Source organism: Hydrogenophaga defluvii, assembly GCF_042665235.1.
Lineage (GTDB): Bacteria > Pseudomonadota > Gammaproteobacteria > Burkholderiales > Burkholderiaceae_C > Hydrogenophaga > Hydrogenophaga defluvii_A.
The window spans coordinates 56,139-72,273 of sequence record NZ_JBHTBZ010000012.1 but is presented as its reverse complement, the minus strand read 5'-3'; the positions used below and the strand labels follow the sequence as shown (position 1 = coordinate 72,273).

The 16,135-nt window shown below is 64.6% G+C and carries 13 protein-coding genes; all 13 read right to left on the bottom strand.

Features of this window, described 5'->3' with window-relative positions; all coding sequences use genetic code 11:
* Window positions 1–3 precede the first annotated feature (3 nt).
* The gene (locus tag ACFQU0_RS04845) at window positions 4–621 is read right to left on the bottom strand and encodes an MlaC/ttg2D family ABC transporter substrate-binding protein (protein ID WP_382198996.1); all 618 of its coding nucleotides are present in this window, start codon (window positions 619–621) and stop codon (window positions 4–6) included.
* Between the two features lie 77 nt (window positions 622–698).
* Window positions 699–1,436 (bottom strand): MlaA family lipoprotein, encoded by a 738-nt coding sequence (locus ACFQU0_RS04840; RefSeq protein ID WP_382198995.1) that lies wholly within the window; start codon window positions 1,434–1,436, stop codon window positions 699–701.
* Between the two features lie 11 nt (window positions 1,437–1,447).
* The gene (gene mlaD / locus ACFQU0_RS04835; protein WP_382198994.1) at window positions 1,448–1,921 is read right to left on the bottom strand and encodes an outer membrane lipid asymmetry maintenance protein MlaD; all 474 of its coding nucleotides are present in this window, start codon (window positions 1,919–1,921) and stop codon (window positions 1,448–1,450) included.
* A 16-nt stretch (window positions 1,922–1,937) separates the two neighbouring features.
* Window positions 1,938–2,717, bottom strand: coding sequence for a lipid asymmetry maintenance ABC transporter permease subunit MlaE (gene mlaE / locus ACFQU0_RS04830; protein WP_382198993.1), 780 nt, complete (start codon window positions 2,715–2,717; stop codon window positions 1,938–1,940).
* On the bottom strand, window positions 2,714–3,541 hold the full coding sequence (locus ACFQU0_RS04825) for an ABC transporter ATP-binding protein (protein ID WP_382198992.1): 828 nt from the start codon (window positions 3,539–3,541) through the stop codon (window positions 2,714–2,716). Before ACFQU0_RS04825 ends, mlaE begins: the two co-directional genes overlap by 4 nt.
* A 118-nt stretch (window positions 3,542–3,659) precedes the next feature.
* Window positions 3,660–5,126, bottom strand: a complete 1,467-nt coding sequence (locus ACFQU0_RS04820) for a glutamate synthase subunit beta (protein WP_382198991.1) — start codon at window positions 5,124–5,126, stop codon at window positions 3,660–3,662.
* Window positions 5,127–5,150: 24 nt separating this feature from the next.
* Window positions 5,151–9,923: a glutamate synthase-related protein gene (locus ACFQU0_RS04815; protein ID WP_382198990.1), complete on the bottom strand. Its 4,773-nt coding sequence runs from the start codon at window positions 9,921–9,923 to the stop codon at window positions 5,151–5,153.
* A gap of 171 nt (window positions 9,924–10,094) precedes the next feature.
* A complete protein-coding gene (locus ACFQU0_RS04810) occupies window positions 10,095–10,796 on the bottom strand; it encodes a transposase (RefSeq protein WP_382198989.1) in 702 nt (233 codons plus the stop codon).
* A gap of 6 nt (window positions 10,797–10,802) precedes the next feature.
* Window positions 10,803–12,038, bottom strand: coding sequence for an MFS transporter (locus ACFQU0_RS04805; protein ID WP_382198988.1), 1,236 nt, complete (start codon window positions 12,036–12,038; stop codon window positions 10,803–10,805).
* The gene (locus ACFQU0_RS04800; RefSeq protein ID WP_382198987.1) at window positions 12,035–13,213 is read right to left on the bottom strand and encodes a deoxyguanosinetriphosphate triphosphohydrolase; all 1,179 of its coding nucleotides are present in this window, start codon (window positions 13,211–13,213) and stop codon (window positions 12,035–12,037) included. The genes ACFQU0_RS04805 and ACFQU0_RS04800 overlap by 4 nt, the downstream gene beginning before the upstream one ends.
* A gap of 12 nt (window positions 13,214–13,225) precedes the next feature.
* The gene (gene aroB, locus ACFQU0_RS04795) at window positions 13,226–14,344 is read right to left on the bottom strand and encodes a 3-dehydroquinate synthase (RefSeq protein WP_382198986.1); all 1,119 of its coding nucleotides are present in this window, start codon (window positions 14,342–14,344) and stop codon (window positions 13,226–13,228) included.
* A gap of 24 nt (window positions 14,345–14,368) precedes the next feature.
* A complete protein-coding gene (locus ACFQU0_RS04790; protein WP_382198985.1) occupies window positions 14,369–14,908 on the bottom strand; it encodes a shikimate kinase in 540 nt (179 codons plus the stop codon).
* Between the two features lie 103 nt (window positions 14,909–15,011).
* Entirely contained in the window at window positions 15,012–16,124 is a 1,113-nt protein-coding gene (locus ACFQU0_RS04785) for a hypothetical protein (RefSeq protein ID WP_382198984.1), read from the bottom strand.
* Between the last annotated feature and the right edge of the window lie 11 nt (window positions 16,125–16,135).

Genomic DNA, 16,135 nt, shown 5'->3' with positions numbered 1-16,135 from the left:
GGCTCAGCTTTTACCGTTGGCCTTGTTGCGCTGGGCCAGCGAGGCGATCAGGCCGTCCAGCCCCTTGCTGTTGATTTCCTGCGCGAACTGGCTGCGGTAGGTTTCGACCAACCAAATACCCAACACGTTGAGGTCGTAAATTTTCCAGCCATCGGTGGTTTTTTCCACCCGGTAATCGAGCTGGATGGGCTCGCCCCGACCGCGCACCTCGGAACGCACCACCACCTCGGTGTCTTCGGGTTTGGCGCGCATCGGCTTGAAGCTGAGCGTCTGGTCCTTGACCTCGCCCAATGCGCCCGAATAGGTGCGCACCAGCAGGGTCTTGAACTCGTCCTGCAGGCGCTTTTGCTGCTCGGGCGTGGCCTGGCGCCAATAGCGCCCCACGGCCGATGCCGTCATCCGACCGAAGTTGACATTGGGCATGATCTTGCTGTCCACCAGCGCGGTGATGCGGCCCACGTCCCCGGCCTGAATCGCCGCATCGGCCTTGACCGCATCCAGCACCTCGGAAGAGATGCGCTTGACCATGGCGTCCGGCGCCTCGTCGGCGGCATGTGCCACCCCCAACGCAGCGGCACCGAGCACGGCCGACACCATTCGGGTGAATACACGTCTTTGCATGGCAAACCTTTCAGGGCACACCGCCCGCTTGTTTCAAGCCCCGGTCAGACCCCGGCGTTCGGCCAGGGTTCCCGGGATCATTCCTCGTCGTCTTCGTCGTCTTTGCCCGTCAAGGCTCGGATCTGGCTTTCCCGTCGTTGCAAGTAGGCATCACGGGTGAAGCTGTATTTGTCCAGCGCGGCCTGATCAAGCAGCGTACCGGCACGCAGCAGGTTGGCGCGCGCCTCCACAATCCGCAACGCGTAGAGCGAATTGCGCGTGGGAATGTGGTTCATGCCCGTGAGCAGGTCACCCGATGACTCCACCCCCATGCCCAAGGCGTCGCGCACGGTGGAAGGCCCCATGAAAGGCAGCACCAGGTACGGCCCCGGCGGCACACCCCAGCGGCCCAGGGTCTGGCCAAAGTCCAGCGTGGTGCGTTCGATCTGCATTTCAGAAGCGATGTCGAGCAAACCCCCGATGCCCCAGAAGGTGTTGACACTGAAACGCAGGAAATTCTCGGTCGCCTCGCGCGGGCGCAGCTGCAGCGCCGCGTTCACAGACGACCACAGATCGCGCAAGTTGGAAAAAAAATTGTTGACACCGGTGCGCACCAGATCGGGGGTGACGTCGCGGTACACCGTCGCCACCGGCTTCAGGAAAGCCTCGTCCACCCCGTCGTTGAACTGCTGCACGCCCCGGTTGAAAGGCTCGATCGGGTCTTTGGGGTTGGCGTGAGGCCCGCTGGCACAGCCAGCCAAGACCACCACACCCACCAACATCCAAGCGCTGAACGCGCGCCGCAGGACCGAACCACCGACAAGCCACGGTTTCATGTGAACCTCACTCACTCTTTTGTCTCGCCGCCCTCAGCCGCCTTGCTGAACAGGAACTGGCTGATCAGGTTTTCCAGCACCACCGCCGACTGGGTTTGGGTGATGACCGCGCCTTGTGTCCAGTTGGCCGTTTCGCCGCCGGCTTCGACGCCGATGTACTGCTCACCCAACAGGCCACTGGTGAGGATCTTCAACGAGCTGTCCTTGGGAAACCCATAGCGCGCGTCCATCTTGAGCACCACGTTGGCCTGGAAGCTCTGGTCGTCAAAGCTGATGGACTCGACACGCCCCACCACCACGCCCGCGCTGCGAACGGCCGAGCGCGGCTTGAGGCCGCCGATGTTGTCGAAACGGGCTGTCACCTGGTAGGTGGGGTCGAAGTTGATCTGCAGCAGGTTGGCGGCCTTGAGCGCGAGGAACAGCAGCGCTGCGATGCCAATCACCACAAACAGACCTACCCAGACATCGTTCTTGTTTTGTTGCATGTGTTTCTCCGGATGCTCAAACGGTGAACATCATGGCCGTGAGGCCGAAATCGAGGCCCAGCACCCACAACGAGGCCACGACCACGGTGCGGGTGGTGGCGCGCGAGACGCCCTCGGGCGTGGGCTGGGCCATGTAGCCTTGGTAGAGTGCCACGAAGGTGACGGTGATGCCAAACACCAGGCTTTTGAGCACACCGTTGCCGAGGTCGTTCCACCATTCGACGCCACCCTGCATCTGGCTCCAGAAGGAGCCCGCATCGACGCCAATCATCACCACCCCCACCAGCCAGCCGCCGACAATGCCCACGGCACTGAACACCGCCGCCAGCAGCGGCATGGTGAACACACCCGCCCAAAAACGCGGCGCCAGCACACGGCGGATGGGGTCCACGGCCATCATCTCCATGGCGCTGAGTTGCTCGCCCGCCTTCATCAAGCCAATCTCGGCGGTCAGCGCGGTGCCAGCCCGCCCGGCAAACAGCAGCGCGGTGACGACCGGCCCCAGTTCGCGCAACAAGGAAAGCGCCACCATCATGCCCAGCGCCTCGGACGAGCCGTAGCGTTGCAGGATGTAGTAGCCCTGCAAGGCCAGCACAAAACCCACAAACAGGCCCGAGACGGCGATGATGGCCAGCGAGTAGTTGCCCAGGAAGTGGATCTGGTCGCGCACCAGCCCAAACCTCGCCAGCGTGGCCGGCAACAGTTGCACCAAGCGCAAAAACAGGCGCGCCGCCAGGCCAACGGCCCCCAGCCCCAGCCGCACCGCGCGGCCCAGATCGGCCAGCAGCGCCGTCATGAGCGGCCTCCTGTCTGGGTGCCAAAGTCGTCCACCACGGTGGGGCCGGGGTAGTGGAAATGCACGGGCCCCTCGCTTTCGGCGTGCACAAACTGGTGCACCAGCGGATCGGTGGAATGGCGCACCTCGTCGGGCGTGCCCTGCGCGGCCACGCGGCCGTTGGCCAGCACGATCACTTGGTCGGCGATGGCGAAGGTTTCGTCCAGATCATGCGAGACGATGATGCTGGTGATGCCCAGCGCGTCGTTCAGGCGCCGGATCAGCTGCGCCGCCGTGCCGAGCGAAATCGGGTCCAGCCCGGCAAAGGGCTCGTCGTACATGATGAGTTCGGGGTCCAGCGCAATGGCACGCGCCAGCGCCACCCGGCGCGCCATGCCGCCGGAAATTTCGCTGGGCATGAGGTCGCGCGCGCCGCGCAGCCCCACCGCGTTGAGCTTCATGAGCACAATGTCGCGCAGCATGTCCTCGGGCAAGCGGGTGTGTTCGCGCAAAGGGAAAGCCACGTTTTCGAACACGCTCAGGTCGGTGAACAGGGCACCAAACTGAAACAACATGCCCATGCGGCGGCGCAAGGCGTGGAGGCCGGCACGGTCGAGTTGGGCCACGTCGTCGCCGTGCACCATCACCTGGCCCTTGTTGGCTTTTTGCTGGCCACCGATCAGGCGCAGCACGGTGGTCTTGCCACCACCCGAGGCGCCCATCAGCGCCGTCACCTTGCCACGAGGCACCTGCAAGCTGACCCGGTCGAGGATGACGCGCTCGCCCCGGGCAGCCGGGTAGGCGAAGGTGACGTCTCGGAATTCGACCAGGTTGTCGTCGGCCATGTGGGAGGGTTGAAATGAAAACGCCGACCCTGCGGTCGGCGCGTTCCAAGCGGATTCAGGTGCTGTCTATGATAAAGGGTTTACCCCAGACCCATCGGCAGCACAGGTTAAGGCTTTGTCAACGTGGCAAATCGCTGTAACCCATGAGGAACTCGTCCACCGAGCGTGCGGCCTGGCGGCCTTCGCGGATCGCCCAGACCACCAGCGACTGACCACGGCGCATGTCGCCGGCGGCGAACACCTTGGGCACGTTGGTGGCGTAGCCGTTGTCGAACTCGGTGTGGGCCTTGGCGTTGCCACGGCCGTCCTTCTCCACACCAAAGGCCTCCAGCACGGTGGCCACCGGGTTCACGAAGCCCATGGCCAGCAGCACCAGGTCCGCCTTGTGGTCCTTTTCGGTGCCGGCCACTTCAACCAGTTTGCCGTCCTTGAACTCGACCTGCACGGTGGTCAGGCCGGTGACCTTGCCGCCCTTGCCGGTGAAGGCCTTGGTGGAGATGGCAAATTCGCGCGTGCAGCCCTCTTCGTGGCTGGAGCTGGTGCGCAGTTTGAGCGGCCAGTAAGGCCACACCAAGGGCTTGTTTTCTTCTTCCGGCGGCTGGGGCATGACTTCAAACTGGGTCACGCTGGCGGCGCCGTGGCGGTTGCTGGTGCCCACGCAGTCGGAACCGGTGTCGCCGCCACCGATCACGATGACGTGTTTGCCCGTGGCCATGATCTGGCCTTTGAGCTTGTCGCCCGCGTTGACCTTGTTCTGCTGCGGCAGGAACTCCATGGCGAAGTGGATGCCATCCAGGTCGCGGCCGGGCACGGGCAGGTCGCGGCTTTGCTCGGAGCCGCCGGTCAGCAGCACGGCGTCGAACTGTGCCTTCAGCTCGTCGGCACTGATGACGGTCTTGGCGTCGTTGGTGACTTTGCTGCCCTCAGGCATGGTGCCGATCAGCGTGCTGGTCTTGAACACCACACCCTCGGCTTCCATCTGTGCCACGCGGCGGTCGATGTGCGACTTCTCCATCTTGAAGTCGGGGATGCCGTAACGCAGCAAGCCACCGATGCGGCTGTTTTTCTCGAACACGGTCACGTCGTGACCCACGCGCGCCAGTTGCTGCGCGGCGGCCAGGCCAGCGGGGCCAGAGCCCACGACGGCCACTTTTTTACCGGTCTTGATCTTGGCCGGCTGCGGCGCCACCCAGCCCTCGGCCCAGGCTTTGTCGATGATGGCGTGTTCGATGGACTTGATGCCCACCGCGTCGCCGTTCACGTTGATGGTGCAGGCGGCCTCGCAGGGCGCGGGGCAGATGCGGCCGGTGAACTCGGGGAAGTTGTTGGTGCTGTGCAGCACCGTGATCGCATCCTTCCAGTCGCCCCGGTAAACCAGGTCGTTGAAGTCCGGAATGATGTTGTTGACCGGGCAGCCGCTGTTGCAGAAGGGCGTGCCGCAGTCCATGCAACGCGCGCCCTGCACCTTGGCCTGGCTGTCGTCGAGGCCGATCACGAATTCCTTGTAGTGCTTGAGGCGCTCGGGCACAGGCTTGTAGCCCTCCTCGATGCGCTCAAACTCCATGAAGCCGGTGACTTTTCCCATGATGTGTGCTTCCTCGTGCTGTGCTTACTTGGCGGCCACGGCGGCCTTCTTGCCGGCGGCTTTCGTGGTGGCGGCAACGGCTTCCACCTTGGCGTTGATCTCGCCCAGGGCGCGCTTGTACTCGTTGGGGAAGACCTTCACGAATTTGGCGCGGGCGGTCTCCCAGTTGTCCAGCAGGTCGCGGGCGCGCTTGCTGCCGGTCCAGCGGTTGTGGTCGGCCAGCAGCTTCTTCAGTTGCGCCTCGTCGCTTTCGCCCTTGTGCCAGATGGCCTTGGGCACGCTGGCCTCCTGCTCGGCCGCCGGCAGCACCTTCTCCAGGCTCACCATGGCGGTGTTGCAGCGCTTGGCAAACTGGCCGTCTTCGTCGTACACGTAGGCGATGCCGCCGCTCATGCCGGCCGCGAAGTTGCGGCCCGTCTGGCCCAGCACCACCACGGTGCCGCCGGTCATGTACTCGCAGCCGTGGTCGCCCGTGCCTTCCACCACCGCGGTGGCGCCCGACAGACGCACCGCAAAGCGTTCGCCGCCGACGCCGGCAAAGAAGGCCTCACCGGCGGTGGCACCGTACATCACGGTGTTGCCCACGATGATGTTCTTGGCGGCGTCGCCACGAAAGTCGATGCTGGGACGCACCACCACGCGGCCACCCGACAAGCCCTTGCCGGTGTAGTCGTTGGCGTCACCGATGAGGTACATGGTGATGCCCTTGGCCAGGAAAGCGCCGAACGACTGACCGCCCGTGCCTTCGAGCTGAATGCGCAGGGTGTCGTCGGGCAGACCCTCGGGGCGCACGCGGGTCAGTTCACCCGAGAGCATGGCGCCCACGGTGCGGTTGACGTTGCGCGCCACCTCGATGAACTGCACCTTGTCGCCCTTGTCGATGGCGGCGCGGGACTTCTCGATCAGCTTGACGTCCAGTGCCTTGTCCAGGCAGTGGTCTTGTGTGGCCACGTGCAGGCGCGGCACGTCGACCGGCACCTGGGGTTGCGCGAACAGGCGCGAGAAGTCCAGGCCACGCGCCTTCCAGTGGGCAATGCCCTTGCGGGTATCCAGGAATTCGGCACGGCCAACCAGGTCGTCGAACTTGCGCACACCCAGCTGGGCCATGATCTGGCGCACTTCTTCAGCGATGAAGAAGAAGTAGTTCACCACGTGCTCGGGCTTGCCCGAGAACTTGGCACGCAACACCGGGTCTTGTGTGGCCACGCCCACCGGGCAGGTGTTGAGGTGGCACTTGCGCATCATGATGCAGCCCTCGACCACCAGCGGCGCGGTGGCGAAGCCGAACTCGTCGGCACCCAGCAGCGCGCCGATCACCACGTCGCGACCGGTCTTCATCTGGCCGTCAGCCTGCACACGGATGCGGCCACGCAGGCGGTTGAGCACCAGGGTCTGCTGGGTCTCGGCCAGGCCGATTTCCCAGGGTGAACCGGCGTGTTTGATGGACGACCAGGGTGAGGCACCGGTGCCACCGTCGTGACCGGCGATGACCACGTGGTCGGCCTTGGCCTTGGCCACGCCGGCCGCGATGGTGCCCACGCCCACCTCGCTCACCAGCTTGACGCTGATGTCGGCGCGCGGGTTGACGTTCTTCAGGTCGTGGATCAGCTGCGCCAGATCTTCGATGGAGTAGATATCGTGGTGCGGCGGCGGGCTAATGAGGCCCACGCCCGGCACCGAGTAGCGCAGGAACCCGATGTACTCGGACACCTTGCCGCCCGGCAGCTGACCGCCCTCGCCCGGCTTGGCGCCCTGGGCCATCTTGATCTGAATCTGGTCCGCGCTGGCCAGGTACTCGGCCGTGACGCCGAAACGGCCCGAGGCCACCTGCTTGATCTTGGAGCGCAGGCTGTCGCCGTCCTGCAGTTCCACATCGACTTCGACCTTGTCGGCACCGATGACGGATTTCAGGCTCTCGCCCTTCTTGATGGGGATGCCCTTGAGTTCGTTGCGGTAACGCGCCGGGTCTTCGCCACCTTCACCGGTGTTGCTCTTGCCGCCGATGCGGTTCATGGCCACGGCCAGGGTGGCGTGCGCCTCGGTGGAGATGGAACCCAACGACATGGCGCCAGTGGCAAAACGCTTGACGATCTCTTTGGCCGGCTCCACCTCGTCGATGGAGATGGCCTTGGAGGGGTCGAACTTGAACTCGAACAGACCACGCAACGTCAGATGGCGGCGGGTCTGGTCGTTGATGATCTGGGCGTATTCCTTGTAGGTGTTCCAGTTGTTGGCGCGGGTGCTGTGCTGCAGCTTGGCGATGGCGTCGGGCGTCCACATGTGTTCTTCGCCACGGGCACGCCAGGCGTATTCGCCGCCCGCGTCCAACATGTTGGCCAGCACCGGGTCATCACCAAAAGCGGCCTTGTGTGTGCGGATGGCCTCTTCGGCGATTTCGAAAACGCCGATGCCTTCGACGCGGCTGGCGGTGCCACTGAAGTACTTGTCGATCACCTGGCTGTTGAGGCCGATGCACTCGAACAACTGCGCGCCGCAGTAGCTCATGTAGGTGCTCACGCCCATCTTGGACATGATCTTGGACAGGCCTTTGCCGATGGCCTTGACGTAGTTGTAGATGGCCTTTTCGGCCGACAGGTCAGCGCCCAGGTCCTTGTGCAGCGCAGCCAGCGTTTCCATGGCCAGGTAGGGGTGCACGGCTTCAGCGCCGTAGCCGGCCAGCACCGCAAAGTGGTGCACCTCGCGGGCCGAGCCGGTCTCCACCACCAGGCCGGCGGTGGTGCGCAGGCCCTCACGCACCAGGTGCTGGTGGATGGCCGACAGCGCCAGCAGTGCGGGGATGGCCACCTGCTCGGCACTCACGGCACGGTCGCTGATGATCAGGATGTTGCTGCCGCTCTTGATGGCGTCCACCGCTTCGGCGCACAGCGAGGCCAGCTTGGCTTCCACGCCTTCATGGCCCCAGGCCAGCGGGTAGGTGATGTCCAGCGTGTGGCTGCGGAACTTGCCCTGGGTGGTCCGCTCGATGGCGCGCAGCTTGGCCATGTCGTTGAAGTCCAGCACCGGCTGGCTCACCTCCAGACGCAGCGGCGGGTTGACCTGGTTGATGTCCAGCAGGTTGGGCTTGGGGCCGATGAAGGACACCAGCGACATCACGATGGCTTCGCGGATCGGGTCGATCGGCGGGTTGGTGACCTGAGCGAACAGCTGCTTGAAGTAGGTGTAGAGCACCTTGTTCTTGCCCGAGAGCACGGCCAGCGGGCTGTCGTTGCCCATGGAGCCAATGGCCTCTTCGCCGGCCAGCGCCATGGGCGCCAGCAGGAACTTGATGTCTTCCTGGGTGTAGCCAAAGGCCTGCTGGCGGTCCAACAGGTTGCTGGAGACGGGCTCGATGCTCGCCACCGAGGACTCGTCCATGCTCACCTTGCCGGTGCTGTCGGCCTCGCCCGCCACCGGCTGCTCGACATCGTCGAGACGGATGCGCAGGTTCTCGATCCACTGCTTGTAGGGCTTGCTGTTGGCGAGGTTGGCTTTCAGCTCCTCGTCGTTGATCATGCGGCCCTGTTCCAGGTCGATCAGGAACATCTTGCCGGGCTGCAGGCGCCACTTGCTGACGATCTTGTTCTCGGGGATGGGCAACACGCCGGACTCCGAGCCCATGACGACGAAGTCGTCGTCGGTGATGCAGTAACGCGAGGGGCGCAGGCCGTTGCGGTCCAGCGTGGCGCCGATCTGGCGGCCGTCGGTGAACACGATGGAGGCCGGGCCGTCCCAAGGCTCCAGCATGGCAGCGTGGTATTCGTAGAAGGCCTTGCGGCGTTCGTCCATGGTGGTGTGCTGCTCCCAGGGCTCGGGAATCATCATCATCACCGCCTGGCTGATGGGGTAGCCCGCCATCGTCAGCAGTTCGAGGCAGTTGTCGAAGGTGGCGGTGTCGGACTGGCCGGCGAAGCTGATGGGGTAGAGCTTTTGCAGGTCGTTGCCCAGCACCGGCGAGGACATCACGCCTTCGCGGGCGCGCATCCAGTTGTAGTTGCCCTTGACGGTGTTGATCTCACCGTTGTGCGCCACATAGCGGTAGGGGTGGGCCAGCGGCCACTCGGGGAAGGTGTTGGTGGAAAAGCGTTGGTGCACCAGCCCCAGGGCCGAGACGCAGCGCGGGTCCTGCAGGTCGAGGAAGTATTCGCCCACCTGGTTGGCCAGCAGCAGGCCCTTGTAGACCACGGTGCGGCTGCTCATGCTGGGCACGTAATACTCTTTGCTGTGCGTGAGCTTGAGTGCCTGGATGTGGGCGCTGGCGGTCTTGCGGATCACGTACAGCTTGCGCTCCAGCGCGTCCTGCACGATCACGTCGTTGCCGCGGCCGATGAAGACCTGGCACATGATGGGTTCTTTTTCGCGCACGGTGGGCGACATGGGCATGTCGCGGTTGACCGGCACCTCGCGCCAGCCCAGCAGCACCTGGCCCTCGGCCTTGATCGCGCGTTCCATCTCCTGCACGCAGGCCAGGCGCGAAGCGTGCTCCTTAGGCAGGAAAATCATGCCCACACCGTACTCGCCCACCGGCGGCAGCGTCACGCCTTGCTTGGCCATTTCCTCGCGGTACAGCGCGTCGGGCAGCTGGATCAGGATGCCGGCACCGTCACCCATCAGCGCGTCTGCGCCAACGACACCCCGGTGGTCCAGGTTTTCCAGGATCTTGAGGGCCTGGCTCACGATCTCGTGGCTCTTGGCGCCCTTGATGTGGGCCACGAAGCCGACGCCGCAGGCATCGTGTTCGTTGGCACCGGAATAGAGGCCGTGTTCTTGCAGATGGGTGATCTCGGCAGCCGTGGTCATGGCGCACTCCTGTGAATTTCGCGGGATGTGAAGCATAGTGCACTGCAACAACGATGCCAAGCACTTTAATTGGGGTCAGAACACATTTAATTGAACAAAAAATATGAAATTGAAATATTTGGGGACAGATTAAATCAGGCCAAACAACCCCAAAAATCAATCACTTACAGATCAGCCACTGGGGTCTGCGGATTTTTTGGGGCGCCCTGGCCGCCGCTGCACCACCCGTCGCCCACCGTCTTTTTCAATGTCGGCGGAGAACGCCGCACCACCCAAAGGCCACCCACCTTGCGCAAAACGGGCCAGCGCGCGCGCCAATGGCGCATCCAGCCCAGTGCGCACCATTTCGGCGTACGCGGCCTCCCGGGCAAAAGGGGTGTTGCCCAAGGCCCAGTAGGCCTCAGGTGGTGTGATCAGACGGTCCACCCGTTGGCCCACGTAGTGGCCATGGCTGCTCCAGACGTAGCCTGCGGGATCACTGGCTAGGCCGGCGCGGGCCGGGTGGGTGTCCAGCCACACCAGGCAGGGCAGCAGGTAGGCGCGGCCCTCCAGGGGCGCAGAGCGGTAGCGCCCCTCCCACAAGGTGCCGCTGCGCGTGTGGCGGTCGTTGAAATAACGCACATAGGCCCGGCCCAGGGCCTGCATGGTCTGGGCCAATCCGGCACCGTCCGACGGGGTCAGCAGCAGGTGCACATGGTTGTCGAGCAGCACATAGGCATGCACCGCCACCTTGAAGCGGCTGGCCGCTTCGCCGAGCAGCGCGAGGTAACGCACGCGGTCGGCGTCGTCCATGAAGACGGGCTGCCGGTTGTTGCCCCGCTGCAGCACGTGGTGCGGGCAACCGGCGATGGACAGGCGGGGCAGGCGTGCCATGGCGCGTCAGACCGCTGCGCGCGGACGCACATGGCGGTGCAGCCGCAGCGCCAACAACGCACACCCGGCCGCGCAGGCCACGGTGACCAGCCAGGTCCAGCGCCAACTGCCAGCGCGCACGGCCACCCAGGCCACCACCGGTGGCCCGGCAAACTGCCCCAACGCTGACCACTGCTGCATCCAGCCCACGGTGGTGGCCACGGTGTGGTCGTTCGGCGCCACGCGCACCGCCAGCGAAAACAGCGTGCCCGGAATCAGCCCGCCCCCACACGAGAACAGCAGCACGCCCCCATATCGCCCCAGCGGAGGCAGACCCGTACCGTGCACGCTGGAGGCAAACGCCATGGCCGCCCCCACGGCCATGCTGGCACAGCCCAGCCACAGCAGGTGGGCCGGCGCCCAACCCCGGTGCAACAGCCGCCCGGCTGCCACGTTGCCCACGATGTTGATGGCGGCCACACCAGCGGTGAGCAGGCCCACCCAGGCGCCCGGCACGGCGGCTTCGCGGTAAATGGAAGGCAAAAACCCCACCACCGACAGCCACTGCGCCGCGTACAACCCAAAACACAGGGCCACCAGCCACGGCCCGGGCGCTCTCAGGGTGAGCTGCATGGGGTGCAGCCAGGCCCGCCCGCTCTGCTCCGCCGCACGGCCGTCAGCCATCGGCGCCGGGTCAGGCGGCACCACCCGCCACAGCCACAGCGCCATGGCGGCCGACAGCAGGCCCAGCAGGGCCCACCACGCGGGCCAGCCCAGCGACTCGGTGAACACCGGCCCGACCAGCAACGCCAGCGCTGTGCCCAGCGGCATGTAGCCGCCCCACCAGCCCAGCACTCGGCTCATGCGCTCGGGTGCCACCAGCCGGCGCACCATGCTGGGCGCGGGCAGCACCACCAGCAGAAACCCCAGGCCTTCCACTGCGCGCAACACCAGCAAAGCTGCCACACCCGACGCCATCGCGCCCGCCGCACTGGCCAGCGCCAGCACGGCCAGCCCCAACAACATGCTGCGGCGCAAGCCCAGGCCATCGGCCAGGCGGCCAACGAGCAGGCCGGTGGTCATGCCGGCGATCTGCACGGCCGAGAGCAGGAACCCCGCCGCCACCAAGCTGATGCCCAGGGCCTCGCGCAGCACCGGGATGGCCGGGGGCAATTTGCCCACGTGCAGGGCCGCACACACGCCGGCCAGCACCACCAGCAGAGCGGGGTCCATGCGCCGCCCACGCAATGCCTCATCGCTCATGTGATGACACAACGCCCCGTCAGGCGTTCGTGCTCGCGGGCGGCAAAACGGTCGGTCATGCCCGCGATGTAATCGGCCACGGCGCGCGCGACAGAGGTCTCAGGCGGCCGACTTCCCTTCATCTGTGACGGGTCATCCATGTAGCAGGCAAACAGTTCGTGCACCACCTGCTGCGCTTGCACGGTTTTGGCCACCACCTGGGGATGGCGGTACAGGTTGGCAAACAGAAAGCGCTTGAGCACGGTGGATTCCGCGCGCATGGTGTCGGAGAACTTCAACAAAGCGGGCGCTTGGCGCGCGGCGTCGACGCTCTCGGGTTGCCACTGCGACAACCCCGCCTGGGTGGCGGCCATCACGTCGTACACCTGCTCGCTGAGCATGCGGCGTATGGCCTCAAACAGCAAACGGCGCCCACCCAGCGCAGGAAACGCGGTGAGCGTCTCGCGGGTGAAGCGTGCAACCAATGGCACGTCTTGCAGCTGATCCAAGGTGATGAGACCCGAACGCACGCCATCGTCGATGTCGTGGGCGTTGTAGGCGATCTCATCGGCCAGGTTGCACAGCTGCGCCTCCAGGCTGGGCTGCGTGCGGTCCAGAAAACGCCGGCCCACCCCGCCAGGTTCACGCGCTTCGAGCAGCTCGGCATTCGCGCGCGAGCAGTGTTTGAGAATGCCTTCGCGGGTTTCAAAACACAGGTTGAGGCCGTCGTACTGCGGGTAGCGCTCTTCCAGCGCGTCCACCACACGCAGGCTTTGCAGGTTGTGCTCGAAGCCACCGTGTTCGGCCATGCAGGTGTTGAGCGCGTCCTGCCCTGCGTGGCCAAACGGCGTGTGTCCCAGGTCGTGCGCCAGCGCAATGGCCTCCACCAGATCCTCGTTCAGCCTGAGTGCGCGCGCGACCGAACGTCCTAGCTGCGCCACCTCCAGCGAATGGGTCAGCCGGGTCCTGAAGAGGTCCCCCTCATGGTTCAGGAACACCTGCGTCTTGTAGACCAGACGCCGGAAGGCCGTGGAATGAACGATGCGGTCGCGGTCACGCTGAAACGCTGTGCGCGTGGGTGCGTCGGGTTCGGGGTGGCGCCGGCCTCGGCTGTGGGCACTGTGACAGGCCCACGGCGCCAGATCTTCCGCTCGAGGCGCGGTCAACGGTGGCAAGTCAGCGGTGAGGCCGGCCATGACGGGGCGTGCTCAATCGCAGCACCGGGCAAGCACCTCGCGCACCAGCGCATCGGGCGCCGGGCGCATGCTGGCACGCCCCGGGCCATCGATGACCACAAAGCGGATTTCGCCGCCTTCGGCCTTTTTGTCGTGCCCCATGAGTTCGATGTACCGGTCAGCGCCAAGCGCGGGGCCACGCACCGGCAGCCCTGCGGCCTGCACCAAGCGGGTCAGGCGCGCAACAAAAGCCTCGTCCACCAAACCCAAACGTTGCGACAAATGGGCGGCCATCACCATGCCACAACCGACCGCCTCGCCGTGCAGCCAAGCGCCATAGCCCATGCCGGCTTCGATGGCGTGGCCGAAGGTGTGCCCAAAGTTCAGAATCGCGCGCAAACCCCCTTCGCGTTCGTCTTGCCCCACCACATGGGCTTTGATTTCGCAGCTTCTGCGCACCGCATGCGCCAAGGCAGCGGGCTCTCGCGCCAACAGGGCCGGCAGATGGGCTTCGATCCAGTCGAAAAAAACCATGTCGGCAATGGGCCCGTACTTGATGACCTCGGCCAATCCGGCGCTGAGTTCACGGGTAGGCAGGGTCTTGAGGCTGTCCAAGTCGCACACGACCCGCTGTGGTTGGTAGAACGCGCCGATCATGTTCTTGCCCAGGGGGTGGTTGATGGCGGTTTTGCCCCCCACCGACGAGTCCACCTGCGAGAGCAGCGTGGTGGGCAATTGCACAAAAGGCACGCCACGCATGTAGCAGGCGGCGGCAAACCCGGTCATGTCGCCCACCACCCCACCGCCCAGGGCAAACAGCACCGTCTTGCGGTCGCTGGCACCGGACAGCAAGGCATCAAAAATCAGGTTCAGCGTGGTCCAGTCCTTGTGGGCTTCGCCGTCGGGCAACACCACCCGGCCCACATGCGGGTAGAGGGCAGACAGTGCGGCACACACGGCGTCGGCATACAAAGGTGCAACGGTGCTGTTGGTGACCACCATGGCCGCATGTGCCTTTGGCAGGCCAGCGTAGGTCTGCGCGTGCCCCAGCAGGCCTGCTCCGATCACGATGGGGTAACTGCGATCGCCCAGCTCAATGTTGACCGTGTGTCGGACCGCGTCAGCGGAGGGGTTTTCTTGCGTCGCTTGCATGGCCCCGAGTGTAGGCCAAGGGCCTCACCTGCCCGGCGCCACCCCGCCCGCAGGCAGGTGCCCCGCCAGCTCCAGCTGCATCACGATCATGTTGACCAGCGTCGCCACAGAAGGCCGGCCGGTTTCGATCACAAAGTGCGCCGTTTCGCGGTACAGCGGGTCGCGCACCGCAAACAGATCGCGCAACCGCTGCAAAGGATCGTCCACCTGCAGCAGCGGGCGGGTGCGATCGTGCCGCAAACGGCGAAACACCTCGTCAGGGCTAGAGCGCAGGTAGACCACCTGTGTGCGCTCATGAAGGTGCGACCGGTTGATCGGGCGCAACACAGAACCCCCACCGGTGGACAAAACGCCCGACGGCCCCTGGGTCAGCTCGTCGAGCACGGTGGACTCGAGATCGCGAAAACGTGCCTCGCCTTCGCGGTCAAAAAACTCACGGATCGAACAGCCCAGACGCTGCTCGATCAGATGGTCCGAGTCAAGAAAGGGAAGCGACAACCGTCGGGCGAGCTGCCGCCCCACTGTGGATTTGCCTGAACCGGGCAGGCCAACGAGACTGATCACAACAACAGGTTGGGGGAAAACGGGGAGGGTAAACAAAACAAATAGAGCGAACGACTGTCACGTTCGAGTGACAGGTCGCTCACACCACTTGCAATTTACCTAATTAGGGCACTGTAACCGTGATAGTCACTTGGCTTCCCACTGCGTCGCTCACCAAGACAGTCGCCGTACCGGCGACGGCAGGAGGTCCACCACCCAAATTGGCAACTCCTCTGATCGCCAGCGATGTGCCTGTGACCGTCGCTGTAGCAACCCCTTGATTGGAACTAGCTGCAGAGTATGGTGCAACCCCTCCAGCCACGTTGAAAGTCGAGGTTGCTCCGACCGCCACCGTCACCGCGGCCGGTGCGCTGGTATAGAGCTCCACCTGGGGAGCGACTGTCACCTCGATCTCCACTGTTTCATTCACAGCATCCCGCACAGTGAGCGTGGCGGTACCGGTGAACCTGCCCGTCACGGTCAGCGTGTTGCCATCAACCGTGGCGTCAACCACACCCGAATTCGAGGAAGAAACCCTGTAGGGGCTCACACCGCCACCAATCTCGAAGGTGCGAACACCGACCGTGGTAGGCGGAACCGTCACCGCCACCGGCACCACGGTGATGCTGTCAGCGGCCGTGGTGTACAGCGGAACAGCCGCTGCTGCCGTCACTTCAATGCTTTTAACCACGTTGGCCGCGTCACGCACCGAAACCGTAGCGGTTCCGGGCAACAATCCCGTCAGGGTGAAGGTGCTACCGCTGATCACGGCCGAAACCACACTTGAATTGCTGCTGGACACCGTGTAGGGTGCCACACCACCGGAAATGCCGAACTGCCGCGCAGACGCCGCGCCCAACCCCAAGTCCAGTGTCGCGGGTGCAGTCGTATCCAGCGGCATGCTCGAGCCCACGGTGACATCAATAGAAATCGCATCGCCTGCATAGTCAATCACCCCCACCGTGGCGGCACCGACCCGTACACCAAACACGGTCAGCACCTTGCCATTGATGACACCGAAAGCGGTTGCCGGATCTGCGTTGGCCACACGGTAAGGCGGAATGCCACCGGAAACGCCATAGGAATTGGCCGCACCCGGCAACAAGGTGACTTCGTCACCTGCGGTGGAGACGAGATCGGGCTGGTTGGGATTGCCCCCAGGCGAGCCACCGCCGCCGCCACATGCGCCCAAAAACGCTGCCAACAGCAACCCGATAACGATACGAATGGGTTTCATTGTGTCCCTAA